This is a genomic window from Klebsiella sp. 10982, assembly GCF_048589245.1.
Lineage (GTDB): Bacteria > Pseudomonadota > Gammaproteobacteria > Enterobacterales > Enterobacteriaceae > Klebsiella > Klebsiella quasivariicola.
Map to the genome: position 1 here is coordinate 14285 of NZ_JBMAXV010000012.1, position 25494 is coordinate 39778.

Genomic DNA, 25494 nt, shown 5'->3' on the forward strand with positions numbered 1-25494 from the left:
GTATGTGATGATCCATTAATGGGCAGCCTGCACCAGCGCGGTGCCAATGATGGGCGTTGGTATGACACTGCTCAGGATGTGATAAGGTAAGTTTGATGAGGTAAGGATCGAACATATGGTCATGCAGACAAACCCTTCGCATGCGGCAACGGAAGACACCGCCGCTGCGCGCTATGAAGTTATTCGTCAGTTTTTACGTCATATTCTGGTTGCCCAGCGAGTGCCCAAGGGGCTGGTGCTTCTGGAAGGTCCGTTAGCACAATTATTCGGTACCAGCCGGGTGCCAGTGCGTCGGGCGCTCAGTCTGTTACATGAAGAAGGGTTAATTACCCGCTTCGAGGGGCGTGGTTTTATCGTGGCGCAGCCTGACGAAGAGGTCGAGCCATTGCGCCTTGCCCTGACCAGGGAGCTCTTCGGCCTTGACGAGCAGCAGCCCCTGGTGGATACCCGTACCAGTGGTGAAAAGGTGCTGGAAAACCTGCAGGTTGTACTCTCAACAGCGATGGTATTTGGCTGTTACTCGGTAAATGAGCAAAAAGCGGCACAATATTATAATGTTAGCCGCTCGGTGATCCGTGAAAGTCTGATGCGTTTGCGCGACAAGGGACTGGTAGAAAAAGAACCTTACTCACAGTGGTTGACCGGCCCGCTTACCGCGCGCGAAATCGCCGATCACTTCGAGATCCGCGCCAGCCTTGAACCCGCAGCGCTGTGCAAGGCAGGCCCTCATCTTCCGTCGGCGTGGCTGGCTTCTATGTTGCAAAAGACGCAGGGTTATAAAGGTCGACAATTGACCGCCGCGGAACTGGAGTTACTGGAAGAAGATCTTCACATCCGCTGCCTCGAACAGGCAGGTAATAAGCTGATGATGCAGATCCTGCGCCAGCATCAGTCCCCTTTCATCATCACGCGTATCTTCTATGATTTACTGGCCATTCCGGTAGAAACCGCCACGCTGGAAGAACACGCTCTGGTGTATGACATGTTGCTGAAAGGAAACTGGGCGCTGGCGGCCGCCTGCCTGAAAGATCACCTTGAACGCGCGCAATCCCGGACGCTTCAGCGTTTAAAAGTGCTTTCCGTGCTGCCTGTCCCCGAGTTACCCGATTTTATGGAAGCGAACTAAACAGATGGCGTCCCGCAGACGGTGGTCAGCCCGCCATCGTTCGAGACCTACAAACTCCCCTGCACCGCTGCAGCGCTGATATTCACCGGCATGCCGGAACGGCGCTGCAGAGTCTGCTCGGCCTGTGAAGGGCTCACTCCTGGTCCCTGGGTAAACTCGCGCAGCGACGACGTCATCGGTAAGGGGACCTTTCTGTCAGATTCAAATTCCGCCCGGTTGCGCGACAGCGGCTCGTGCACCTCCAGCCAATGGCTGCCGTCCGGCTCCACGGTGTACTTCACCGGCTGATCGATTAGCTGGACGCGCGTCCCGACCGGCACATTATCAAACAGGAATTTAATATCGTCATTGCGCAGGCGAATGCACCCCTGGCTGACGCGCAGCCCAATGCCAAAGTTAGCGTTGGTGCCGTGGATGGCGTACAGCCTGCCAATGTAGATCGCATACAGCCCCATCGGATTATCAGGCCCGGGCGGCACCAGCGCCGGCAGGGTTTTGCCCTCTTTCGCATACTCGCGCCGGGTATTGGCGGTCGGAACCCAGGTCGGTCCCTCCTGCTTGCGCTCTACCGCCGTCACCCAGTTACGCGGCGTTTCACGCCCCGCCTGACCGATGCCGATTGGCAGGACTTCGACGCTATTACCCATTGGCGGGTAATAATAGAGGCGCATTTCCGCGACATTGATGACGATCCCTTCGCGCACCGTGTCGGGCAGGATCAACTGCTGGGGGATGGTTAGTGTTGAACCGGAATGCGGCAGATATACATCAACGCCGGGGTTAGCTTCCAGCATATTGCTCAACCCCTGGCCGTACTGGGCAGCAAAACTTTCCAGCGGTTGGGTGTTGTTCTCCGGAACGGCGATGGTAAATGTGCTGCCTACCAGACGGCTTCCCTCCGGCGGCAGCGGATAGCTGACGGCCAGTGCGCTATGGCTGGCGAGCAGCATCAGCGCCGAACAGAGTAATTTCACACGCCGCATCGTCATTTTCCCTTCCTCAGTCGCGACTCTCGTGTGTGAATTATAGCGGTATTTTCTCTACCCGACGCGTTAACCCGCCATGGCTTAAATCTGATAGTCGATTGCAGCCTCTTCCGGCTCCATCGCCTGACGCTTAATTTCATCCAGCGACAGTCCGGCATTGCACAGTTCGATAAAGCGCCAGACGTAGTTACGCTGGAGCTGGCCCCGCTTCAACCCCAGCCACACGGTATTGGCATCGAACAGATGACGAGTATCGAGACGCGTAAAGGTGTCCGCTTCCCTGGCATCTCCGGACTGCTCGGCAACCAGCCCGACGCCCAGCCCCAGCTCGACATAGGTCTTGATGACATCGGAATCCTGCGCGCTCAGCACGATATCCGGCATCAACCCCTTGCGGTTGAAGGCCTCATCGATTCGCGAACGGCCAGTGATCCCCTGGCGGTAGGTGATTAACGGCCAGCGGGCGATCGCCTCCAGCGTCAGAGGAGAAACCTGCGTCAAAGGATGATCCTTCGGCACCAGCAGGCTGTGATGCCAGCGGAACCAGGGGAAAGCCGCCAGCGTCGGGTCGTTGCTCAGGCGCTCGCTGGCGATACCGATATCCGCCCCGCCGTTATGCAGCAGCGCTTCGATTTCCTGCGGGGTGCCCTGCACCAGCTCGACGCGAACATCTGAGAACAGCTCGCGAAAGGCTTTAATCACCGGCGGCAGGCTGTAGCGCGCCTGGGTGTGGGTGGTGGCAATGGTTAAGACGCCGGAGGCATCATTGGTAAAGAGATCCGCCAGCCGCCGGACGTTGCTGGCTTCATTGAGGATGCGCTCGGCAATGGATAACAGCGCTTTACCCGGCTCGGTCATGCCTAACAGGCGCTTACCACGACGGATAAAGATCTCAATCCCCAGCTCCTCTTCCAGTTCCCGGATATGGCGGCTGACGCCTGACTGCGAGGTATAGAGCATATTCGCGACTTCCGTCAGGTTGTAATCCTGACGGGCCGCCTCACGGATAATTTTCAGTTGCTGGAAGTTCACCCTTTCCTCCGGGCCAATGGACTTAACGTATCTGCTATTGTTAAAGTCTGTTGTCCCAGGTAACAAATAATAAAAACCAGCAACTTATTCCTTAAGAGAATATAGCCTAACTAACCAGCTGCAGTTCACGGTTCTCCAGCGACGGGCGGCTCACCAGAGACAGCAGGATCTCTTTCACCGCCTGCGCCTGCGGCGACAGACTACCGCGTGCCGACATATTCAGCGACAGCGACAGGCTCATCGACGGCGTGCTAATCCGCGCCATCCAGCCGTTTGCCGCGCCGCACAGGGAGCGGGCAGCGGATTCCGGCAGGACCGTCGCCCCCATGCCGCTGGCGATAGCCGCGGTCAGGGTGGTAATGGATTCGATCTCGCCGATAATTTTCGCCGACAGACGACGCAGGGTGAACGCCTCGGTGACCCGCGCCCGTACCGCGCTGTAATCCCGCGGCAGGAACAGGTTCATCTCCGCCACCGCCGTGAGATCCACGCTCTGTCCCGGGCAGTCGCGGGTACCCACCAGATAGAGGTCCTCTTTCAGCAGCGGCTGACTGACGATGCCGGCCACCGGTGAACGCTCATACAGCACCGCCATATCCAGCTGGCCCGCCAGCAGTTTGTCATTCAGCGCGGTGCCACTGCTCTCCTGCAGATAGACCATCACCTCAGGCAGCTCATTACGCACCGTCTGCAGCAACGGCATGGTAATCGCGGAAGCTGCAGTACCCGGCGCCAGGCCAATCGAGACCTGACCACGCAGCGTCTGGCCGACGTTATTAACCGCCAGCTGCGCCTGCTCGCACTGGCGCAAAATGGTCCGCGCATGGGTATAGAGAATTTTACCGGCTTCCGTTGGCGTGACCCCTCGCTTGGTGCGTATCAGCAACTGCTGGTCCATTTCACCTTCCAGGGTCGCGACCTGCTGGCTGAGGGCCGGTTGGGCGATGTGCAAGACTTCAGCGGCCTGGGTCAGACTGCCGATATCGACGATTTTCACAAAATATTTCAGTCGTCTTAAGTTCATTTTGCCTCCTGTAAGGAACGCCAGCGTCAACGCTGGAAGTGTGATGCAAGGAGTTTTGCAATTTGCTTGCCAGCTTTGCATTTCCACCGCTGTTGCCCGCCAGAGGCCGTGTTATAAGGGATAGTGATAGCAATCCGAGTTTTATTTGCCCGGTAAGCAGATTGTGGTATGCCCCATCAGAGGTATATTTGCACCGCAACGGTGCAAACAGGTGAAAAAAACGACGCCAAAAAGTGAGTTGTTGAAATAGTCAGCAGTCGAACGCGATTCTTTGAATCAGGCTTTGACAAGGCAGTCCGGCATCGTTAATATGCGCCCCGTTCACACGATTCCTCTGTAGTTCAGTCGGTAGAACGGCGGACTGTTAATCCGTATGTCACTGGTTCGAGTCCAGTCAGAGGAGCCAAATTTAAAAAGCCTGCTTTCGAGCAGGCTTTTTGCTTTTCTGCGCAGTACGCCTGCCGGAAGGCGAACGGCCCACCCTCCGGCGATTGCGGCTCTAGCGCAAACTCTCTTCTTTCAGATCAATCTCTCTCAGCACCTCATAAAAGGTCGTATCGCTGATGTTATGCGCGCGCCGCAAGCGGAACAGCTCCTGACGCTGGGCGACAATGACCTCCCTTTGCATATATTTCTCCAGTCTGGCGCGTTTAGCCAGCTCCAGCCCGACATCCTGCCCCTCTTCATTATCGTTATAGTGAAGTCGCCGCTGGTACGTTTCCAGCAGCATATTACCGGCATCGGCGCGCAGCGCTTCCTCACTGGGATCGTCCAGCGGTTCATCCAGCAGCGCGTTCAGGCGGTTAATAGCCACTTCGGTCATCACCGCGCCAATATCATCCTTTCCGGTGTCATGAGGTAAATCATCGGCAAGATAGCGGGTCATGAACGGCAGACCGACCGCCGCCACAATGAGCGACATCAGGATCACCGCCATGGAGAGAAAGATCAGCAGTTCGCGCCCTGGAAACGGCGACCCATCGGCCAGCACCACCGGTAGCGTGAGGATACCGGCGAGGGTAACGGAGCCTTTGACCCCGGCCAGCGCCATCACGGACATGATGCTGAAGCGCGGGCGAATGGTGATGGCTTTCCCCCGGCGTTTACGACGGAAAATCGTCAGGGTCATCGACAGCCATACCCAGGCAAAACGCATCACACCGAGCGCCAGGGTGATGGCTACCGCGTACAACAGCAGATACCAGGGAGACGAGACCCCGGCCTGACTGGCTACCGCCGGCAGCGTCCTTAGCATACGCGGCAGCTGTTCGCCCAGCATGAGAAAAATCATTCCGTTGAGGGTCGTCTGCAGCATGCTCCATACCGCGCTACTTTTCATGCGCGTCGCCGGAAGCCGGGGACCCGACAGCTGCTCATAGTGCATTGCGATGCCGGCAGCAACCGCAGCAAGGATCCCCGAGACATGGAACGCCTCGGCAAGCAGATAAGCAACAAAAGGGATAAGCAGGCTTATCAGGATCTGAATAGCGGGCTCCTCGCGGGTGCGCCGCACGAGGAAATTATTGCATTTACCGGTCACCCATACCACTACGAGGCCACTGAGGATCCCCCCGGCCGCCATCAGAAAAAACTTCACGACCGCATCTCCCGGCGAGAAGCTGCCGGTCAGCACCGCGGCGATGGCGAAATTAAAGGCCACGAGGCCTGAAGCATCGTTTAACAGCGACTCCCCTTCGAGTATATGCGCCATCCTCGAGGGAAGCGGCGAGCTGGCGGTCATCGCCGAGACCGCTACCGGATCGGTGGGTGACAGAATAGCCGCAAGGGCAAACCCCGCCGCCACGGTGATAGCCGGAATAAGCCAGTGAATAAACAGACCAATGCCGAGGATCGTCACCAATACCAGACCTATCGCCAGTGACAAAATAGGCTTCATATCCCTGAAGAATGCGTCTTTGGGGATCCGCCAGCCATCGAGAAAAAGCAGCGGCGGGATAAACAGCAGCAAAAAGATATGCGGATCGAAATCAACCTGAAATCCACACGCGGCCAGCGCGGCACCCGCGGCTATCTGGATAAGCGGCAGGGGCACCTTAACGGGCAGAAGATGAGACAGGAACACGGTCACCACGATGGCCATGATAAAGACCAGCACAATAGCAATTAGCGACATTCATCCCCTCCTCTGGCGGTAATATTTATTCTGTACATCTGGCTGTTATTCCTTTTCGCAGGTGGTATTCAGCAACGGGGTATTTATCCCGACGCCGAGAATAAAGGACAGACTTCACTGTCTGGCGGCGTTTCTATTTAAACTGAGTTAGCATCAAGTGCCGAATCAGGGGTGACAATGTGTTTTATCATGTCGACTTTGTCAATGCGCCATCGTCTGCAAATCACTGCCAGCCCGTCTTCCGGGGAGAGAAGCCGTTATGGATCTGCCGACCGGGGACTACGCGAATTAGCCTTTTCACAAGGACAAAACGGCTCAAGCGCTCCGGTCACCCGGTATCTCTATATTTCCGATATTATTCATCCCTATCATTCATTGTGCATACGAATATTAATGACCTGCCCAATATAATCGGCAGATTTATATTTTTTGTCCCCACTGCAGGGAAAACCCCGTATTAGCAATAAATAATCATTAACGTCTCTCCTGCCCGGGATGATTCGTCAGCCTGGCTTACGCTTCCATGCCGTGCTTGCCCTGCCCCGGGATTGGGCGTACCCTGACAAACAATTAAACCATACGGTCTAAATGATGAATCCCGACATCTCTGACAACCTGAAACCCCGCCGCGGTCGGCCCCCAAAGGTCGATCGCCAGTTTATCGACACGCGTCAGGCGCTGATTCGCTCAGGCCTTGAGGTCCTAACTGAAACGGGCTATCTCGCAGCAGGGATCGAGGCCGTCATCAAGAACATCGCCGTACCCAAGGGATCGTTTTACCACTGTTTCAAAAGCAAGGAAGCCTTTGGCCTGGCCGTGCTTGCCGCCTATGGCGACTTTTTTGCGCATAAATTAGATAAATTCCTGCTGAATAGCGCCGTACTACCGCAGGAACGAATGGCGGCCTTCGTGCGTGATGCCGGCCAGGGAATGGAGAAATACCAGTTCCGTCGCGGCTGCCTGGTGGGCAATCTGCTGCAGGAGGCGCCGCTATTACCCGAGGCGTTTCACCAGCGATTGAAAACCATTCTGGCGGCATGGGAGGCGCGAGTAGCCCGCTGTCTGCACGAGGCACGGACTGCCGGGACCATCGCCAGCGACGCCTCACCGCAGGCGCTGGCGCAGGTATTCTGGATCGGCTGGGAAGGCGCGGTGATGCGCGCCAGGCTGGTCCAGTCCGCCACTCCGCTTAACCAGTACTGGGAATTCTTCGCGCACAGTATGACGACAATAACACCTGCACAGGACGGCGATAGCGCCGATAACCCCCTTCAGACGAGGAATACTCAGTCATGAAAGCATTAGTTCTGGACCAGATTGACAACCGTACCGTAGCCACCGTTAAAACGATCGACCTGCCTGCCCTCGCCGAAGGCGATGTGCGGGTCGCCGTCGACTGGTCGAGTCTCAACTATAAAGATGCGCTGGCAATCACTGGCAAAGGAAAGATTATCCGTCAGTTTCCGATGGTGCCCGGTATTGATTTTGCGGGTCAGGTGAAAGAAAGCCGCGATCCGCGCTTTGTTCCCGGCCAGGCCGTGATCCTTACCGGCTGGGGCGTCGGTGAAAACCACTGGGGTGGCCTGGCCACTGAGGCCTGCGTCAAAGGTGACTGGCTGGTTGCTCTGCCGGAGACGCTCAGCGCGCGCCAGGCGATGATCATCGGTACCGCCGGCTTTACCGCGATGTTATGCGTCGATGCTCTCGTCAACGCGGGCATCACTCCCGAAAGCGGGGATATCCTGGTCACCGGCGCCAGCGGCGGGGTCGGCAGCACAGCGGTGGTATTACTGAAAGCGTTAGGCTATCGGGTAACCGCAGTATCGGGCCGGGAGTCAACACACGACTACCTCCGCCAGCTGGGCGTCGATGCGATCCTGCCGCGCAGCGACTTCGCTGAAACCCGTCCACTGGAAAAACAGCTATGGGCGGGCGCAGTCGATACCGTCGGCGGCCCGGTGCTGGCCAAAGTGCTGGCGCAAACGCAATACCGCGGCTGCGTCGCTGCCTGTGGTCTGGCCGGAGGATTCGACCTGCCAACCACCGTGATGCCGTTTATTCTGCGTAATGTGCGCCTGCAGGGTGTGGATTCGGTGATGGTGCCAACCGCTGAACGCGGCGCCGTCTGGCAGCGTCTGGCCCAGCTTCTGCCGGAAAGCTACTACCAGCAAGCCGCCACGGAAATCACGCTGGAGCAGGCGCCAGCGTATGCCGCAGATTTCCTGAGCAACAATATCCACGGTCGCACGCTGGTCAATATCAGTCGGTAAGCCCCTCCGCCCGGCACTCAGCGGTGCCGGGCGGCGCCGCAATCCCGGCATATCATTTCCTTTCCCACGGGATTATGATGGCGCGAACGAATGGCTTTGCGAGTGGTAAAAAAGTAAATGGATGTCATAAGCATCATTATGTCGGCGGGCAAATCGTCCGTTGACGTCGCGCTGTATACGCTGTTGCCGATCATGGTGATTATGCTGATCATCATGAAGTACCTGGAGGTCCGCGGCATCCTCGATGTGATTGTTCGCTGGGTTGCTCCGCTGCTGAAGCCCTTCGGCTTAACCGGGATGAGCGCCTTCGCTCTGATCCAGATTAACTTTGTCAGCTTCGCTGCGCCGCTTGCCACGCTGTCGATTATGGACAAACGCGGCGTTTCCGACCGGCAAATGGCCGCCACGCTGGCCATGGTGTTCGCCATGGGGCAAGGCAATGTCTTCTATCCCCTCACCCCTTTTGGTCTGCACTGGCTGGCGTCGATCGTTATCTCCGTGGTTGGCGGCCTGTGCGCGGCGGCGGTGGCCTGGCACGTCACCGGCCGGCGCTTATCGGTCGTTGAGAATCCCCGCGCGGAAGCGCTGCCCAACGCTGAGCAAAACAGCCAGGGTATTCTGGCGGTAATCAACAGCGCCGGCTCCGACGCCATCCGCCTGGCGCTCGGCGCAGTGCCAATGCTGATCCTGTCGTTAACCATCGTGGGACTGCTGCAGGGTGCCGGGGCCATCGACCTGCTGCAGCAGTTGCTGAAGCCGCTTCTCGCCTGGCTACACATCCCGCAGAATTTTGTGCTACCGGCACTGGTGAAATGCGTCGCCGGGGGCACCGCCTACTTTGGCGTCATATCCGAGCTTATCCAGCAGGGCAAAGTTACCGTCAGCCAGGTCAACGCCTCGGCGGGGCTGCTGATCCAGACATTCGATTTGCCCGGCATTGGTATTTTTCTCGGCATCAGCTCACGGTTTGTCCGTCTGTTTCGCTTCGTGGTTCCGGCGGCGATCGTCGGGATCCTGCTGCGCACCGTTCTGCACCTGATCCTGTTTTAACGCCTCCGCTCTGGCCTGCGCTTTCAGGCAGGCCGCCACCGCCGCCTGTTCGCCGCAGGTGATGTGCTCATCGACGCGCGCCAGCATCCACGGAAAGAAAGGATTGGAGGTGACGCGCATTAACGTCTCCAGCCCCACGCTCAGCGTTCCAGTTTCCCCTCGCAGTGAAATAGTGCCCAGGCTGATGCCGTAGCGGTTCTTCTCGTCCGGCTCGCGACCATATAGCGAGTCACTCAGGGGAAACGGCACTGCCACATGCGACAGAGAATACATATCCGCCGGCCAGGCGAGATGCAACGGGTAACGATGCTCGTTCTGCTCCTGCGCCAGCGTGGTACGGGCGACGGTCTGCAGCGTGTGTGCCGTCGCGTTGGTCACCACCGTGGTGGTATAGGCCCGCGGCGCCGGCGGCAGCAGCGTATTCACTGCCGCATAGAGCGCAGGACGAAACAGGACGCGAAGATCCGCCGCCTGGTTAATATCGAACACCACCAGCTCGCTGCCGTTGTCCGGCAGGTAGCGATACAGGGACTCCACCACCGCCCGGGTGCTGACCGTGGAATCCATCACCGACTGGAAGGTGAGGACCGGCGGCAGTGCTTTCAGCTCGTCCTGCCGCGCCGCACGAATAATCTGCTGCTGCAGCGCCTGACTTAACAGCCAGGACTGTCTCGCTGCCTTAACCGGAAAGGAATTGTACTTGAACGGATTAAACTCAGGCGCCACGTTCAGCCAGGCCGCGCGGGCGAACGCCGGGAAGATGGACGGCAGCCCGGCGAGACCAGCGAAACGGGCAAATGCGGTCACGCCAATCATCGGCGACAGCAGGATAATCTGCTGCGGCTGACGCAGGTGGCTATCCTCCAGACTATCAAGGGCGTACTTGAGCGCCAGCGCGCCGCCGTTAGAGTAGCCGACCAGATGTAGCGGCACATCTTCCCCGGCCAGACGGGTCGCTTCGCGTACCGCCAGACGCGTTGTCGCCAGCCAGGTCTCCCAGTCAACCGCGGTTAAGGCGCCGGGCGCGGTACCGTGGCCCGGCAGACGTGGCACCACCGCCACATAGCCACGCTGCTGCCAGCGCTGCGCCAGATCGCGTACGCTATAAGGCGAATCGGTCAGGCCATGGAGCAGCACCACGCTGCCGCGCGGCTTACCCTGCGGCACCAGCACAAAAGAACGGTTCCAGTCCTGGTGAAACTGTCCCGGCCAGACCCGGCTATAGCGATAAAAGCGGTTGACGGGTGTTTTATCTTCTTCCGGCAACTTGTCAGTCACTTCCCGCTGGAGATCCGCAAAAATAGTCTGCTCCCGCGCCCGATACTGGGCAAAGGTCGCCTGGTCTATCTCTTCGGCCGACATCTCGTTGCCACTCCAGGTATGCCAGCGATGCAGGGCCGGGCCGCGCTGGGACTCATAGATCCGTCCAGCGAGAAAGACCACCAGCAGCACCAGTACCGCAATAATCCCTTTTTTCAGTAGCGAGCCGAGGACGATGCCCGGCCTTTGCCAGTGTCGAAAAATATGCTTCATGACGCTCTCTCTTATATTTATCACCTGGCCGTTATCACCCATCTCGTTCCTGACGGACTATTTTTACTGTCTGCTTTTCAGCATAGTTACCGCTGTCGGCAAATTAAACCCGGCCGATCATTCACTCTCAAAGAAAAAAAGCCTAACGATGAGATCAAGGTTCGGGCGCGTATTTCTAAACACTGTATAAACCAAGGGGATAATCTTATTGTCAGACGTTAAAGAAACATGAATTATCGATGTACGTGTCACCAGGACAGGGAGAAACTGATGGAGTGGTGGGTAAAAAAAATACAGGACAATGCTTCAGCCAGTCCCTGCCGCGTCGTGCTCCAGAGCGGCACGCTGGAGATGATCGCTGAAATTGAAGCCTGTAGGCTCCATCTGCGGGTGGGGGATAAACTCACGCCGCTGACCGATGCGCGCTATTGTCTGAATAATAATCCGGCGCACACGCTAAAGATCCTCAACGCCAGCCATTATAGCAGTGAGCGCTGGGCCAACTTCGTTGGATAAACAGCGCGGCGGGCCCTTAGCCAGTGACGTTTCAGTATCTTCGCATTCACCAGATAAATTCCCTTTCGCCCTTTTCGCGCTGTGACATACTATCGGGAATGTCAGCAGACCTGAAACAAGGAGCGAATCATGAATAACAAGGCCGCCAGTCTGACCCCGGAACAAGCGCTTACCGAGCTGGAAGCGCGCTATGAAGCCTCGGTCACCGCGCTACGCAAAGCCATTGGCGACTATATCGACCATAATACGCTCCCTGATACCGAAGCCCGCGCGGAAGGCCTTTTTGTCTATCCGCAGCTGTCGGTCTCCTGGGACGGTGCCGACCATAAGGCCCTCAAAACGCGCGCCTGGGGGCGTTTCACCCATGCCGGTTGCTATACCACCACCATCACCAATCCGAAATTGTTCCGCAGCTATCTGCTGGAACAACTGACCCTGCTGTATCAGGACTATGGCGCCCATATCAGCGTCGAGCTGTCGCAGCATGAGATCCCCTATCCTTACGTGATAGATGGTTCCACTCTGACCCTTGACCGCTCGATGAGCGCCGGTCTGACACGCTATTTTCCCACCACCGAGCTGTCGCAGATTGGCGATGAGACCGCGGATGGCCTGTTCCATCCCACTGAGTTTTACCCGCTGTCGCACTTTGACGCCCGTCGTGTCGATTTTTCGCTGGCGCGTCTGCGACACTATACCGGCACGCCGGCGGAACATTTCCAGCCCTACGTGCTGTTCACTAACTATACCCGCTACGTGGATGAGTTCGTCAGCTGGGGCTGCAGCCAGATCCTCGATCCTGACAGCCCCTATATCGCCCTCTCCTGTGCCGGCGGGATCTGGATCACTGCGGAAACCGAAGCGCCGGAACAGGCCATTTCCGATCTGGCCTGGAAGAAGCACCAGATGCCGGCCTGGCATCTGATCACCCACGACGGCAAAGGGATCACGCTGATTAATATTGGCGTCGGCCCGGCAAACGCCAAAACCATCTGCGACCACCTCGCTGTGCTGCGCCCGGACGTCTGGCTGATGATCGGCCACTGCGGCGGCCTGCGCGAAAGCCAGAGTATTGGCGACTACGTGCTGGCGCACGCCTATCTGCGCGACGACCATGTGCTGGACGCCGTTCTGCCGCCGGATATCCCGATCCCCAGCATTGCCGAAGTACAGCGCGCCCTCTACGACGCCACCAAGCAGGTGAGCGGGATGCCCGGCGAGGAAGTGAAGCAACGGCTGCGTACCGGAACAGTCGTCACCACCGACGACCGTAACTGGGAACTGCGCTATTCCGCTTCGGCGCTGCGCTTTAATCTCAGCCGCGCAGTAGCTATCGATATGGAGAGCGCGACCATTGCCGCCCAGGGCTATCGTTTCCGCGTCCCCTACGGCACTTTACTCTGCGTGTCGGACAAGCCGCTGCACGGTGAAATCAAACTCCCCGGCCAGGCCAACCGCTTTTACGAGGGCGCTATCTCGGAGCATTTGCAGATCGGTATCAGGGCGATCGACCTGCTACGCGCCGAGGGGGATCATATGCACTCGCGTAAGCTGCGCACCTTCAACGAGCCGCCGTTCCGTTAATCGATGACGCAGAGATAGAAAGGAAATACGCTGGCGTTCCCCGCAGGGGAGCGTCAGTGTGCAGCGATATACCCACCGGCGAGCAGAGTCATTTGGCGCTGAAGATGCCCACTTTTATTTTGTAAGCCATAAGCCGGACAATATCATTCTGGGCCTTTGCAAGGCTATCTGCGGAAGAAGACTCGGTCGACTCATAGCCAATAATATCCTGGTTTTTGAGTATGGTGCGACCATTCATGCTCATCATTATTTTTCCCCTTAGGGTGGTCGTATATTCTGTTCCGCTGTAAACGGCATTTTCAGTATAAGTATAGGTGCTATTGACACAGCGGGTTTTCGTTTCACCGGTTTTCATTTTTTTCCCTTTGCCGTCGCGACTGAAAACAGGGACATCGTAACACTGCTGTGTGACGCCCTCTCTTTCTTCCGGCGCGGTCCGTCTGTAACTTCCGGATTCACGTTTGGCTTTGGTTAAGCGCAATGTAATAACAAAATTTGTACCGGTTTTTTGTGGGGCATTGGGATAGTCGAAGACATAGTGACACATACAGCTGACTTCCAGAGGGTAAGGAAGCACTTTATTCCTGTCGCTAGCTTCTTTTTTGCGTTCATCGAGTGATTTTTCCGCGTAATAGTGACGAAGTCCGGGAATAACGCCTTCCCTCAATACATCTTTACCCGCGATAGCCCTGTCCCCGGCATTTTTTAAAATAATATGATTGGTAGCATTTTCATAAGCCGTTTGCAGATCGTGATTAAGACCTTTACGCCCCGGGCTGTAACGATAAGTTGCAAGCAGGTCATGGAGCTTCACTGTTTTATTTTTTTCTTTTTGCGCCAGTTGATAAAAAGCCTCTCCCGCCAGGTCCCTTCCTTTTTGCTCGTAAGCCGTGGATGGGTAAGATTCAGGATGAATCTGCGCTTTCATTTCTGCCGTCATTAAGGGCATGACGCGGCGCATCTCCGGCATCCAGCAGGCATAGCTTTCGCCTTTTTGCCAAATATCATTAATACTAGATTGTGCATGAATATATTTAAGATTAATTATAATTTTATTATAATTATCGACATAGGCCTGCAATACTTTGGCTTGCAGACCAGCACTCCCCTTAGCCTGTGCGATTGCCAGGGCTCCCTTCAGGTAATCAAGGCTGTCACAATAGGAAGAAGAATATGAATTCTTATTTGCCAGATAGGAAGCGCTCTCCAGGTTACGGTTGATTTTACCTCGCGAAGTCCATGCACAGGCGCTTAATAAGAGTGTAGATATCAATACTATAATAAAGCATTTACTTTTCATCGTTATTTCCATTAACAAAAAAGAGTGTAGTGAATAATCAGATCGGAGTTCCATTCGCATCTGATTATACGATCCCGTGCGGCAATGGAAACGGTATTTTATAGAAGTGAGTGTGTGTTCTGCATTGATGAAGAATAATTATATGACAAGCTTTATTGAAACAGAGAAATGTATACAAAGGAAAATGCTGTGTTCCCCGCTGGGAAGCGTCAGGATGGACCAGACGAACGGCCCGGTGATGACTTTAGATCTTCGTCCACAGAGAAGCGTGGCGGGCAGAAAAGCAAAAAGCCTGCTCGAAAGCAGGCTTCTTAAATTTGGCTCCTCTGACTGGACTCGAACCAGTGACATACGGATTAACAGTCCGCCGTTCTACCGACTGAACTACAGAGGAATCGTGTGAACGGGGCGCATAGTATCGATGACGCCCGGTCCTGTCAAAGCCTGTTTTTAATAAAATGAATCGTTTGCCGAATTATTCTTCACTTTGCGCAAAAAATGGCGTTTATCCGGCAAGAGACTCAGTTTTTTTCTGGCGAAGCCTTCACGCGCGGGTACTTCCACAGCCAGCGCCCGCTCACCATGCGGAAGTAAAACAACACGCCGCGCACTGCCCAGTCGAGCACCATCCCCAACCAGACGCCGATCACCCCCATCCCCAGCACGATACCGAGCGTATAGCCCGCCACCACCCGGCAGCCCCACATGCCAAGCATCGACACCCACATGGTATAGCGTACGTCGCGCGCGCCTTTAAAGGCGCAAGGTAAGGTCCACGACAGCGACCAGATCGGCATAAACAGCGCATTGAGCCACAAAAGCTGTTTCACCACCTCTTTTACGTCTTCTTCATGGGTATAGAACGAGGCAATAAAGCCGGCGAAGGGGGCGCTGCCCCAGGCAATTAGCGTCAGAATGATCGTCGACAGCCAGAATACGTGCCAGGCCTGAAATTCAGCCTGGCCAATCTGCCCTTTCCCCAGCCGCTTGCCGGTAATAATTGTCGAGGCAGATCCAAGGGCGTTGCCCGGCAGGTTAATCAGCGAAGCCACCGAAAAGGCGATAAAGTTGCCGGCGATAACGTTGGTGCCCATCCCGGCGACAAACATCTGGGTCAGCAGTTTACCGCCATTGAACAGTACCGATTCGATACTGGCCGGAATGCCGATCCCCATCACCTCCCAGATAATGGCGAAGTTAAAGGGTTTAAAGTAGCCTTTCAGCGACAGTCGTAACGCCGGGTTGAGCCCCACCATCAGCACCCAGATCGTGGCTATCGCGCCAATATAGCGGGCAATGGTCAGCCCAAGCCCGGCGCCGACAAAGCCCAGCCCCGGCCAGGAGAAGATGCCGTAGATGAGCACGCTGCTGATTAAGATATTGAGGATATTCATCCCGCCGTTGATCAGCAGCGGGATTTTGGTGGTTCCGGCGCCGCGCAGCGCCCCGCTACCGATCAGCGCAATCGCCGCCGCAGGGTAGCTCAGCGCCGTCAGCTCCAGATAGGTCAGCGCCAGGTCCTTAACCTGGGCGGTGGCATCGCCGGCGACAAAATCAATAATCTCCTGGCCAAAGGCATGGATCACCCCCGCCAGCAAAATCGAAAACAGGGTCATAATGGCCAGCGACTGGCGCGCGGCCGCCCTCGCCCGTCGCCGATCGCGCTTGCCGAGGCTAAAGGCCACCACCACCGTGGTGCCGAGATCGATGGCGGCAAAGAACGACATAATCACCATGTTGAAGCTATCGGCCAGACCTACCCCGGCCATGGCCTCTTTTCCCAGCCAGCTGACAAGGAAGGTACTCAATACCCCCATCAACAGCACACAGGCATTTTCCAGCAGAATGGGCACAGCGAGAGGGCTAATTTCGCGCCAGTACAGCACACGATAACGCTGACGTTTTTTAAACCAGGGTGTCCGTTCGACGGCCTGGCGTACGGCGGAGGTGACGTTCAAGAGAGACCTTAGTGAGAGATGTTGAAACAACATTTCAAATGATGATTGAGAAATGGGTATCCTGCAAAGTATTTTTCCTGAATAATTGTCGGAAATGACAACAAATTGTTGATGGAAGCGGCAGTTGCACCTGAACAGGCGAATTGATGTTTGACAAAAGATTTTTCGCCGCTAAGATACGACTCCACACGATTCCTCTGTAGTTCAGTCGGTAGAACGGCGGACTGTTAATCCGTATGTCACTGGTTCGAGTCCAGTCAGAGGAGCCACATTTAAAAAGCCTGCTTTCGAGCAGGCTTTTTGCTTTTTTGCGTCGCTGACGTTAACTCAGAATCGCATCCAGCCTGGCATCGATAACGGCGTCAGGTATGCGTTCCAGACGCTTGCCGTTCCGGGCCGCCGCCCTACGCCCCGAGTCTCCTCCGTGAACGCAGCCCAGCTCAGCCTGAAAAAGCCCCCGCCAGTAGGATGAATTCACCGCCGCTTGCGGGTGAGATAGCGTGGATTATCCACGCTATCTAACGTTATACCCGGAGGCACCATGAACCTCAGACAACAGCAACAGCAGGCGTTCGATCGCAGCGGAGACCCCCTTATCGTTGGCGACGTCAGCCACTGCCCGCTGCCACCAGAAACCCTCGCCGCGCTGGGCCCCGATTCACCCTATGTGGTGCAGGTATACGGCTCGGGACTAACCGGCGAGGTTTACCGGCTGCGCATCGCCGGCGAGGAGTACAATTTAAAGAAACGGCGCGCCGTCGCCGGCGTCGCCAACCTCAACGGCCAGCTGTCGTTTTTAAATGAAGTGCAGCGCCGGCAGGCGTTGCAGCGGCTGAAGGATAACCCGGTCACCGCGCCGCGCTTCACCCACATCGTTCCGACGCTGTATGCCGATTATCGCCTCGGCATCCTGCTCTCGCCGTGGATCGATGGCGAGCTGATTCACCAGCTGACCCCGCCGCTGATCGCCCAGCTATTTACGACCCTGGAAGCCTGTGAGGAAAAGGGGCTGATGGAGTGGGATCTCTGTCGTGGAAATCTGCTGGTGGACTGTCAGGAGCAGCTGTGGCTGTTCGATTTTGGCTATATGTATCCCTTCGATCCGCTCAGGGAATTCAACAGCAACGGTCTGGCCGATCCGCTGTTTCACTTTGTCGAGCGCTTTGAGACCCGTTTCTTTTTTGGCTGGCTGATGACCCAGGTCCCCGACGCGGAGCAGCAGCTGGCGCACTATCGCGATCTGAAGCGGCTGGCGCTCGAAAGCTACCGGCGCAAGCTCGCCTGGCTCCGCGCCCGGCGGGCCGCTCCGCAGGTGCAGGCCCATTTTCAGCAGATAACGGCGCGCTGGGCGTCGGCGCTGGCGGACCCAGCCGCGCTGAGCCGGTTATTTGCCGTTGAGGCCTTCCGCTCCCACGTGCTGGATATCGAAGACGATCTGCATGGCCAGTCGTGCACCTTACTCACCCTGCAACGCATCGACTGGGTGCTAAACCAGCTGGAACAGCATTATCGCTTTATCGCTGACGAAGGCGGTCTGTTTTACGATAACGAAGGGCAATCACAGCAGGCGCTGCTCAGCAGCTATGCACAGAAGCGGCAGCAGGCACAGCGGTATCTGCAGAACGCCTCCACGCCAGGTTAGCGACGTTCGCGCCCCTGCTTCTGCTTTGCCTGGTACATCAGGCGGTCGGCGGTGGCCACCAGCGCGTTAAGATTGGGGTGAGTGGCGGGATCGTACTCAACGCAGCCCCAGGAGAAAGCCAGCTGCCAGGGATGAGCCGCCTGCTGGTTAAAACGGGCCACATTCTGGCTCAGTGTCTCCATTGCTGTTGCCGCATCGTGGCGGCCGGTATTGGCGAACAGAATAATAAACTCATCGCCCCCCTGCCTGGCGAGAATATCGGACTCGCGAAAGGCCGCTTTCATCAGATCGGCGATGGCGATCAGCGCGCGATCGCCCTCTTCATGCCCCCAGGTATCATTGATATGTTTGAAGCGGTCAAGGTCGACAAACGCCAGACTCATCGGCTCATGGCGGCGCTGGGCGGTCAGCAGGGCATACTCTGCCAGGGTGAGGAATCCCCGACGATTAAACAACCCTGTGAGTTCATCTGAGGTTGCCGCATCCAGCACCTTAAACTCATCCTCCACGATCGCAGCCAGATCGCTTAAGATCTGGATTTCATGGGCGGAAAACGAACGCGGCTGATGATCCATCAGACAGAAAGACCCCACGGTGGCCCCATCCGGTAGTTGTACCGGATAGCCGGCATAAAAACGGATAAACGGGGCCTGGATCACCAGCGGATTATCATGAAAGCGCACGTCCTGCTGCATATCGTTAACGATAAGCGGGTCGGTTTGCAGAATGGTATGGGCGCAAAATGATATATCTCTCGGCACCGTGTCCACATCCAGACCGGCACAGGATTTGATATGCAGCAGATCTTCCTCCACCAGACTAATGGAGGCGACAGGCAGGTTGTACAGCGAACGAGCAAGCCTGGTCAGGCGATCGAAACGTTCTTCTTTTCCGCTATTCAACAGCCCGGAGGAGCGAAGCGATTGCAGGCGACGCTGCTCGTCGGGATGAAGGCCGGCTAATTTCATTGTCTCTCTCTTGTCTCTCTTGCGCAGAATTCCGCCGGTCTCCCATACGGGAAAGCCGGTGTTTTATCCTGTCAGGGGCAAATAATCGTCAGGTATCTCATGAGTTAAGCAGATTTCCCCTGCTCGTCAACCGATACGCCCCGGCGCCTCAGGCGTCCAGGGCAGGGGCAGAAGGCAAAAAACGACGTTCTGCCCGGTGACATCGAGGATCAGGCGCGGATAAACGCCAGCAGATCGGCGTTAATGGTATCAGCGTGGGAGGTGTGCATCCCATGCGGGAAGCCAGGATAAATAATCAGCTGGCTGTTTGGTAACAGCTTGTCCTGCAGAATGGCCGCATTTTTATAGGGAACCACCTGATCGTCATCCCCCTGCATGACCAGCACCGGCAGCGTAATCGACTTAAGGTCGTCGGTCTGGTCGGTTTCTGAAAAGGCTTTGATGCCTTCGTAATGGGCTTTGGCGCTGCCGATCATTCCCTGTCGCCACCAGTTCTGGATCGTCCCCTGGGAGACCTCAGCGCCGTCGCGATTGAAGCCATAGAACGGGCCAGAGGCGACGTCGAGATAGAACTGGGCGCGGTTAGCCGCCAGCGCTTTACGGAAACCGTCAAACACTTCGATCGGCGTACCGCCCGGATTCTGGTCGGTTTTCACCATCAACGGCGGAACGGCGCTGATCAATACCGCCTTAGCCACCCGCCCCTGCGGCTGCCCATAGCGAGCCACGTAGCGAGCAACCTGGCCGCCGCCGGTGGAGTGCCCCACATGGACCGCATTGTGCAGATCCAGATGTTCCACCACCGCCGTGACGTCCGCCGCGTAATGGTCCATATCGTGCCCCTCGCTGACCTGATCGGAGCGGCCATGGCCCCGGCGGTCAATGGCGATAACCCGAAAACCTTCAGCCAGGAAAAACAGCATCTGGTTATCCCAGTCGTCGGCGCTTAACGGCAAGCCGTGATGGAAAACAATCGGCTGAGCTTCCTTTGGACCCCAGTCTTTGAAGTAAATGTTGACGCCGTCTTGGGTGGTGACAAATGCCATGTTACAGACTCCTCTTTCAGGATAACCAGCCAGCAGGCCCATGCCTTGGCTGAATGCCGATGGCGACCGGCAGAGGTGCTGGCCGCACAGGAATGTGATGTCTGTAACAGTGTAGAAGATATTTACCGCCTCGTCGGACAACGTTCCCGTCTCGCTTGACTGGCCCCCGTTGCAGCCCTCGCTTGCCGCTACGCCGCACTCTCCTGCTGGCGAATACGGACGATCAGCGCGCCGAGCAGCGCCCAGTCCAGCAGTACCGCGAAAGCAAAGCACACGCCGCTGCGTCCTGCCCCGGCGGTGTGCCAGGTCAGCAGCGTCGCCGCAATGGCCACCGCCACGCTCAGCAGTGTGGCGCCACTGACCCGGCCAGTCGCCGGACTCGCCCAACCTGCGCTAACGCGCCAGGCAGTCGCCGCACCGGCCCCGCCGAACGCCACACCGGGCAGCAGTCCCGGCCAGTCCTGTCCACCATACCAGGCCACCAGTGCCAGCAACCAGCCGGTCGCTGACAAAAAGAAGGCCCAACGCATCGTCGCCAGAGGCGCCCGATAAAGCCAGGGCAGGCTGCGCGCGAATCCCCATCCGGCACCAAAGGCCGCAATCAGAAGCGCAAGCAGCGTCAGACTACCGACAATTCCGATCACGGGAGTCATGTTTATCAGTAAGGCGCCAGCGGCAAACACCACGCTGAGGGCAATGGCGCGACCGCGTGGGTCAATCATCTCCGCAGTGTCCGCGGTGGTGTAATGGCTTAAAACACGCATATTTCGCTCCTGACACGTTAAACGACATGAATTTAATTCATGCCGTTGTCTTTACATGCCCGTAGCCTATCGCCACTATACGGAGACACACAAACGCATAGTTTTCAGCCATAGATGAGAAAAACTCAGCCATGAGAACACCCCGTCTGCCGCCGCTGGGGGCGCTGCGCGCCTTTCATGCCGTTGCACGCCATCGCAGTTTTAAACAGGCCGCTGAAGCACTCGGCGTCAGCGCGACGGCAGTCAGCCATCAGATCAAACTGCTGGAATCGGTGCTGGAGTGCCGGGTCTGCGAGCGTAGTGCCCAGGGGGTCAGTTTGACCGCTGATGGCGAGATCCTCTACGCCGCTACGCAGCGCGCTTTTAGCGCCCTGGAACAGGCGATTGTGCAGATCGCGCAGTCCCGCCAGCCGCCATCCTTAACCGTCACCACCACCTCCAATTTCCTCACCCACTGGCTGGTGCCACGGCTGGCGGATTTTACCGCCCGCTTTCCAGCCATCGACCTGCGGCTACACACCAGCGTCGAACGGGTGGATCTGCATCTGGGCACGGTGGATGCGGCGATTCGCTATCGCGAAACGCCGGAGACGGCGCTGTGCTGCACGCTGCTGTATGAGGATCGTTTTATCGTAGTCGCCAGTCCGTCGCTGGGCCTCGTCCGGCCTGAGGATCTGGCGCAGGTGACGCTGTTTCACGTCGCCAACCGGCATGTGCCAGCCGATTCACCCACCTGGGAGAACTGGCGCCGTCGCTATGGACCGCCGACGCTGACTAGTGATGCGGGGTTAACCTTCAGCGATGAGACGCATGCCCTGCAGGCGGCGGTGGCCGGTCAGGGGGCGGTCATTGCCAGCGAACTGCTGGCGCGGGATCTGCTGCAGCGCGGCGTATTGTCCGCGCCGTTCAGCAACGCGTTACCGGGCGCCCGCTACTACCTGGTCACTACCGAAGCGGCAGCGCAGCGGGCGGATATTATCGCTCTGCGGGAGTGGCTGGTCGGCCAGATGGCGTCGGGCAACGATAGTCACCCGGCAGAGGCGTAGCGGATCTACCAGCCGCAGACGTTGGTCTCTTCATCGGACTCATAACCGCGGACGATATTGATCAGATCTTTCACGGCATCGGCGGCAGTGGACGGATCGCCTAGCGCTGTGCGCGAGGAAAAGGTTTTATCGACCGAGACGCCGTTATTATTATTGGTGACGGTCAATACCCACTCTCCTTGTTCATTGCCACCCGGCAGGTCATTCAGCAGACTATTAACGGCCTCCACTGCCTGCTGCGGAATATACAGCGCCATCGGTTTGAGGAATATTTTTTCACGCTTCTGGTGTAGCTGGCAGTTTTCCAGCGCTAAAGCATAGCCTTTATTTTCACTGGTCATCTCTTTTTATCCCTCTATGAGTATTTGCGGATCAACGTAAAAGTCGACATTAAACACCGTGTCTTCGGTGAGCGCCTCAATACAGTGCCATTTTTCCGGCGGAAAGACGCCAAACTGTCCAGCTTCAATGGTCAGGGTTTCCACAGGATCGGGGCTGGTTTCATCGGCATAGCCGAGATAGCGGATCGCCCCCTGCATCACCGAAAGACGAGGGTAAACCCCCTGTCGGGTGCCGGCATCCAGATGGCGGCGCCAGATAGAGGCCGGGGCGGTCTCTTTGGTCCACAGCGGCGTGCTGCGGGTGTGAACGTAATGGGTGGGAATAATGATTCGCTGCATGATGGTGCCTCACTTTACCGCCGCAAACGAGGCGGTCAGAAATAGCCTATATGATGCATATCATATACCTCTTTTAAACGTTGAGGATATTATTTTATTGTCGAATTTTACCCCTACCCCTTTTTATACCCCTCAGGGATTAGCGACACGTTTAAATAAAAAAGCGATTTCAGGATCCTGAAATCACCCGGAATAATAATATAAACGTGTTCGGGAGTTGCTAGCGCAGTGGACTTGGCTTACCGATTAAATACCCCTGGACCAGATCACACCCCAGCGCCTGCAGCGAGGTCAACTGTTCTTCGGTTTCCACGCCTTCCGCCACAATACGCATATGCAGGCTCTTTCCCATACTGATAATCAGACGAACGATATCGAGATCGTCTTTTTGCGCCGGAATATTAATAACAAACGAGCGATCGATTTTAATTTTGTCGAACGGGAAGTAGCTTAGGCGCGACAGGGAGGAATAACCGGTTCCAAAGTCATCAATGGAGATCTGAATGCCCTGCTCACGCAGCTGGCTGAGAATTTCCAGCGAGCGGGTGTTCTCGTTGAAGACATCGGATTCGGTGATCTCCAGATCCAGGCGTCGCGGATCGAGGCCGGTTTGCTGCAGCACACTGATAATGGTGTCAGTCAGCGAGGTGTTCATCAGCTGAATAGGTGAAACGTTAACCGAGACCTTGAGCGGCGTCGCCCAGCTGGCCGCTTCGGCACAGGCGGTCTTCAGTACCCACTCACCAAGGGCATTAATCAGGCCGATTTTCTCTGCCACCGGAATAAATACCGTCGGCGGCACGGCGCCGCGTACCGGATGAAACCAGCGAACCAGCGCTTCATAACCATAGATTTCGCGGGTAACGGTATCGGCGATCGGCTGGTAGTAAACTTTGAATTCGTCATGGGCCAACGCGAGCAGCAGATCGTCTTCGAACGATTTATTCTCCTGCAAACGTTGCAGCATCCCGGGTCGGAAAATTTGCACATGCCCGCTGCCCTCTTTTTTCGCCTCATACAGCGCGAGGTCGGCACATTTGTACAAATAATCGGTACGGCTTTCGCCGTCTGAAATCACGATCCCAATGCAGGCGTCGATATTAATTTGCGCATCATAGATCTGATAGGGCTGGCTGATTTTTTCGCGGATAACATTGGCCCGCTCAAGGGCCATCTCTTCGGTCAGATCGTAAGAGAGCATCGCGAACTCATCCCCGCCGAGGCGATACAGCGTCTCGGTGGTTTTACGAAAAAAGGAGAGACGACTGGCCAGATCCTGCAGCAGCTTATCGCCAGCATCATGGCCGAGGGTGTCGTTCACATCCTTAAAGCTGTCGAGGTCAAAAAGCATCACCACGGCGCATCCCTTATAAGGACGCACCTGATTGACGATCTCCTGCAGTCGTTGCCAGAAAGAGAGGCGGTTGGGCATGCCGGTTAGTGAATCATGGTAGGCATCGTACTGGAGACGGCGGTTCTGCACCTGCAGCTTCTCTTTTGAGATCTGCAGATCGTTGGCCAGGGTCTTCATACGAACATGGGCGCGACGCAGGTTATTATTCTGCCGCAGCATCAGCAAACCCAGGGTAATACACATGGCGATCAGCAGAATGGAGATCACCGAGTAGATATAATAGAGATGCTGAATTTTATCATGCGTGACATTAACGATATTAATATCTTGCGTCAGCGTGGCGGCGGCCATTGAGGTCAGGGGACCGTCCAGCTCGCTTAACACCGGCAGGATCTGTTTAACCTGCGCCGGCGTCATGGTATCAACCTGTTTATCAAGCTGATGGAGATTGCGGATCAGCGTGGCGACAACCGTCTTTCGCTGCTCGCTTTTATTAATAAATTTACCCAGATCGCCCTGCTGCAGGAGTTCGATCTGGCTCATCATGATCTCCAGGCGCAGGCGCACCTCATCGTGGTCCGCCCCTTCGGCCCCAATCGCCATTCCCGCCAGTCGGGACTCCAGCCGCATATATTCCGACACCATCTGCGACATGGACCACGAGTCCGTATAACGGGTAAATTTTTGCAACTCACTTTGTCGCTCATGCACCAGATAAGTTATATATCCGGTAACAACAAATAACGACAAAATAATAGCCGTGAGTATTCGATTCAAGATCCAACCCTTATTCTATAATAATCTTTGAAACTTGCCAGGCCGATCGGGAATAATAGATCTGGTTCTGTAATTCAGCACTACTGTCGTAAGGGTAGACGATAAATAATGGGCCTTTATCTCGAATACGCATATATTCGCCGTTCATTTTTAACGCCATAATGACCGGGAATTTATAAAAATCATCCATCGGGATAATGGTCGTGTAGTCGTTCAGCGCCAGCACGCGGGCAGATGTGCCTTTCGCGCCGACTAAATCCATGAGTTTATTAAGGGGAATGCCGTCAAAACGAACCTTGCCGGTGTACCAGGGGGTCGTGGTTTCCACTGTCTTCATCCCCAGTTTTTCCAGCATCGCGAGATCAAAAACGGCCTTGTCACCGACGTTTGTATTTCCGATTTTTCCGGAAATGGTCAGCACAGGTTTTCCTGTCGGCGCAGGCAGTTTTTCAGCGTAAGCAGAAGGTAACATCACAGAACAAAATAAAACTGCAAGAAGTAAACGCATTTAACTCACCATTCCAGAGAAGGAGACGTGTTAAGTGTAAACCATTTACGTCAATTCTTAAAAGATGTCCCTCTTTGCTATCCGTTGATTTAATTAAAAGTATAAGCTGGTGGGCAAATTGCCAGAATGTTTACCACAGGTTGTGATTTCGCCCGCCATTCCAGTCGCTTATTTTTTGCACCATTCTGTTTTTTGC

22 protein-coding genes, 3 tRNA genes and 3 pseudogenes are annotated in these 25494 nt (G+C 56.1%); 11 read left to right on the forward strand and 17 right to left on the reverse strand.

Annotation, left to right across the window (positions count from 1 at the left end; translation table 11 throughout):
- The first annotated feature begins 115 nt into the window (after window positions 1-115).
- Entirely contained in the window at window positions 116-1126 is a 1011-nt protein-coding gene (locus ACKLKD_RS11930) for a GntR family transcriptional regulator (RefSeq protein WP_025711158.1), read from the forward strand.
- 47 nt (window positions 1127-1173) lie between these two features.
- Here ACKLKD_RS11930 and ldtA read toward each other — a convergent pair whose 3' ends face one another.
- The 3 genes from ldtA to nac all read right to left on the reverse strand — a co-directional run bounded on the left by ldtA (window position 1174) and on the right by nac (window position 4168).
- Window positions 1174-2115 (reverse strand): L,D-transpeptidase, encoded by a 942-nt coding sequence (gene ldtA / locus ACKLKD_RS11935; protein ID WP_080897507.1) that lies wholly within the window; start codon window positions 2113-2115, stop codon window positions 1174-1176.
- A gap of 78 nt (window positions 2116-2193) precedes the next feature.
- Window positions 2194-3144 (reverse strand): HTH-type transcriptional regulator Cbl, encoded by a 951-nt coding sequence (cbl, locus tag ACKLKD_RS11940; RefSeq protein WP_004180456.1) that lies wholly within the window; start codon window positions 3142-3144, stop codon window positions 2194-2196.
- A 106-nt stretch (window positions 3145-3250) separates the two neighbouring features.
- On the reverse strand, window positions 3251-4168 hold the full coding sequence (nac, locus tag ACKLKD_RS11945; RefSeq protein WP_002911729.1) for a nitrogen assimilation transcriptional regulator NAC: 918 nt from the start codon (window positions 4166-4168) through the stop codon (window positions 3251-3253).
- A gap of 330 nt (window positions 4169-4498) precedes the next feature.
- Here nac and ACKLKD_RS11950 point away from each other — a divergent pair.
- A tRNA-Asn gene (locus tag ACKLKD_RS11950) sits at window positions 4499-4574 on the forward strand.
- 93 nt (window positions 4575-4667) lie between these two features.
- On the opposite strand, the gene ACKLKD_RS11955 is transcribed toward ACKLKD_RS11950, so the two are convergent.
- Entirely contained in the window at window positions 4668-6302 is a 1635-nt protein-coding gene (locus tag ACKLKD_RS11955) for a Na+/H+ antiporter (protein WP_025711161.1), read from the reverse strand.
- Between the two features lie 591 nt (window positions 6303-6893).
- Here ACKLKD_RS11955 and ACKLKD_RS11960 point away from each other — a divergent pair.
- From ACKLKD_RS11960 to ACKLKD_RS11970, 3 genes and pseudogenes are all read left to right on the forward strand, one after another.
- Window positions 6894-7719 (forward strand): annotated as a pseudogene (locus ACKLKD_RS11960) (TetR/AcrR family transcriptional regulator).
- Complete coding sequence (locus tag ACKLKD_RS11965; protein WP_223862129.1) at window positions 7652-8572, forward strand: MDR family oxidoreductase; 921 nt, start codon at window positions 7652-7654, stop codon at window positions 8570-8572. The pseudogene ACKLKD_RS11960 and the gene ACKLKD_RS11965 overlap by 68 nt, the downstream one beginning before the upstream one ends.
- A 117-nt stretch (window positions 8573-8689) precedes the next feature.
- The gene (locus ACKLKD_RS11970) at window positions 8690-9622 is read left to right on the forward strand and encodes a nucleoside recognition domain-containing protein (RefSeq protein ID WP_025711164.1); all 933 of its coding nucleotides are present in this window, start codon (window positions 8690-8692) and stop codon (window positions 9620-9622) included.
- Here the strand turns inward: ACKLKD_RS11970 and ACKLKD_RS11975 are convergent.
- Window positions 9533-11155: an alpha/beta hydrolase gene (locus ACKLKD_RS11975; RefSeq protein ID WP_025711165.1), complete on the reverse strand. Its 1623-nt coding sequence runs from the start codon at window positions 11153-11155 to the stop codon at window positions 9533-9535. The genes ACKLKD_RS11970 and ACKLKD_RS11975 overlap by 90 nt on opposite strands.
- Window positions 11156-11425: 270 nt before the next feature.
- Here ACKLKD_RS11975 and pmrD point away from each other — a divergent pair, with 270 nt between their 5' ends.
- Together pmrD and ACKLKD_RS11985 are read left to right on the forward strand one after the other, a co-directional pair.
- Window positions 11426-11671 (forward strand): signal transduction protein PmrD, encoded by a 246-nt coding sequence (pmrD, locus tag ACKLKD_RS11980; RefSeq protein WP_080897505.1) that lies wholly within the window; start codon window positions 11426-11428, stop codon window positions 11669-11671.
- Window positions 11672-11800: 129 nt separating this feature from the next.
- A complete protein-coding gene (locus ACKLKD_RS11985) occupies window positions 11801-13255 on the forward strand; it encodes an AMP nucleosidase (protein ID WP_025711167.1) in 1455 nt (484 codons plus the stop codon).
- A gap of 88 nt (window positions 13256-13343) precedes the next feature.
- On the opposite strand, the gene ACKLKD_RS11990 is transcribed toward ACKLKD_RS11985, so the two are convergent.
- The 4 genes from ACKLKD_RS11990 to ACKLKD_RS12005 all read right to left on the reverse strand — a co-directional run bounded on the left by ACKLKD_RS11990 (window position 13344) and on the right by ACKLKD_RS12005 (window position 16701).
- Window positions 13344-14555 (reverse strand): hypothetical protein, encoded by a 1212-nt coding sequence (locus ACKLKD_RS11990; protein ID WP_080924880.1) that lies wholly within the window; start codon window positions 14553-14555, stop codon window positions 13344-13346.
- Between the two features lie 318 nt (window positions 14556-14873).
- Window positions 14874-14949: transfer RNA gene (locus ACKLKD_RS11995), tRNA-Asn, on the reverse strand.
- A gap of 127 nt (window positions 14950-15076) precedes the next feature.
- On the reverse strand, window positions 15077-16513 hold the full coding sequence (locus ACKLKD_RS12000) for an EmmdR/YeeO family multidrug/toxin efflux MATE transporter (RefSeq protein ID WP_025711169.1): 1437 nt from the start codon (window positions 16511-16513) through the stop codon (window positions 15077-15079).
- A gap of 8 nt (window positions 16514-16521) precedes the next feature.
- Window positions 16522-16701, reverse strand: coding sequence for a DUF5951 family protein (locus ACKLKD_RS12005; protein ID WP_219163281.1), 180 nt, complete (start codon window positions 16699-16701; stop codon window positions 16522-16524).
- A 5-nt stretch (window positions 16702-16706) separates the two neighbouring features.
- On the opposite strand from ACKLKD_RS12005, the gene ACKLKD_RS12010 reads away from it, so the two are divergent.
- Window positions 16707-16782: transfer RNA gene (locus ACKLKD_RS12010), tRNA-Asn, on the forward strand.
- Between the two features lie 53 nt (window positions 16783-16835).
- Here the strand turns inward: ACKLKD_RS12010 and ACKLKD_RS12015 are convergent.
- A pseudogene (locus ACKLKD_RS12015) lies at window positions 16836-16913 on the reverse strand (type II toxin-antitoxin system PemK/MazF family toxin); the annotation flags it as partial.
- A gap of 141 nt (window positions 16914-17054) precedes the next feature.
- Here ACKLKD_RS12015 and ACKLKD_RS12020 point away from each other — a divergent pair.
- Complete coding sequence (locus ACKLKD_RS12020) at window positions 17055-18155, forward strand: phosphotransferase (RefSeq protein WP_025711171.1); 1101 nt, start codon at window positions 17055-17057, stop codon at window positions 18153-18155.
- Here ACKLKD_RS12020 and ACKLKD_RS12025 read toward each other — a convergent pair.
- From ACKLKD_RS12025 to ACKLKD_RS12035, 3 genes are all read right to left on the reverse strand, one after another.
- A complete protein-coding gene (locus ACKLKD_RS12025; protein ID WP_025711172.1) occupies window positions 18152-19123 on the reverse strand; it encodes a sensor domain-containing diguanylate cyclase in 972 nt (323 codons plus the stop codon). The genes ACKLKD_RS12020 and ACKLKD_RS12025 overlap by 4 nt on opposite strands.
- 209 nt (window positions 19124-19332) lie before the next feature.
- Window positions 19333-20169: an alpha/beta fold hydrolase gene (locus ACKLKD_RS12030; RefSeq protein WP_087805711.1), complete on the reverse strand. Its 837-nt coding sequence runs from the start codon at window positions 20167-20169 to the stop codon at window positions 19333-19335.
- A 188-nt stretch (window positions 20170-20357) separates the two neighbouring features.
- Window positions 20358-20933, reverse strand: coding sequence for a hypothetical protein (locus ACKLKD_RS12035; RefSeq protein ID WP_025711174.1), 576 nt, complete (start codon window positions 20931-20933; stop codon window positions 20358-20360).
- A 131-nt stretch (window positions 20934-21064) separates the two neighbouring features.
- On the opposite strand from ACKLKD_RS12035, the gene ACKLKD_RS12040 reads away from it, so the two are divergent.
- Window positions 21065-21979, forward strand: coding sequence for a LysR substrate-binding domain-containing protein (locus ACKLKD_RS12040; RefSeq protein ID WP_025711175.1), 915 nt, complete (start codon window positions 21065-21067; stop codon window positions 21977-21979).
- A gap of 5 nt (window positions 21980-21984) precedes the next feature.
- On the opposite strand, the gene ACKLKD_RS12045 is transcribed toward ACKLKD_RS12040, so the two are convergent.
- Both ACKLKD_RS12045 and ACKLKD_RS12050 read right to left on the reverse strand, forming a co-directional pair.
- On the reverse strand, window positions 21985-22320 hold the full coding sequence (locus ACKLKD_RS12045; protein WP_025711176.1) for a DUF1869 domain-containing protein: 336 nt from the start codon (window positions 22318-22320) through the stop codon (window positions 21985-21987).
- 6 nt (window positions 22321-22326) lie between these two features.
- Window positions 22327-22659 carry a DUF1971 domain-containing protein gene (locus tag ACKLKD_RS12050; RefSeq protein WP_080924881.1) on the reverse strand — a complete coding sequence of 111 codons (333 nt, stop codon included), beginning with the start codon at window positions 22657-22659 and terminating at the stop codon, window positions 22327-22329.
- 97 nt (window positions 22660-22756) lie between these two features.
- On the opposite strand from ACKLKD_RS12050, the pseudogene ACKLKD_RS12055 reads away from it, so the two are divergent.
- A pseudogene (locus tag ACKLKD_RS12055) lies at window positions 22757-22863 on the forward strand (hypothetical protein).
- Window positions 22864-22879: 16 nt separating this feature from the next.
- Here ACKLKD_RS12055 and ACKLKD_RS12060 read toward each other — a convergent pair.
- Both ACKLKD_RS12060 and ACKLKD_RS12065 read right to left on the reverse strand, forming a co-directional pair.
- A complete protein-coding gene (locus tag ACKLKD_RS12060) occupies window positions 22880-24790 on the reverse strand; it encodes a putative bifunctional diguanylate cyclase/phosphodiesterase (protein ID WP_080924882.1) in 1911 nt (636 codons plus the stop codon).
- Window positions 24791-24800: 10 nt separating this feature from the next.
- The gene (locus ACKLKD_RS12065) at window positions 24801-25298 is read right to left on the reverse strand and encodes a molybdopterin-dependent oxidoreductase (RefSeq protein ID WP_042929064.1); all 498 of its coding nucleotides are present in this window, start codon (window positions 25296-25298) and stop codon (window positions 24801-24803) included.
- Window positions 25299-25494: the final 196 nt, after the last annotated feature.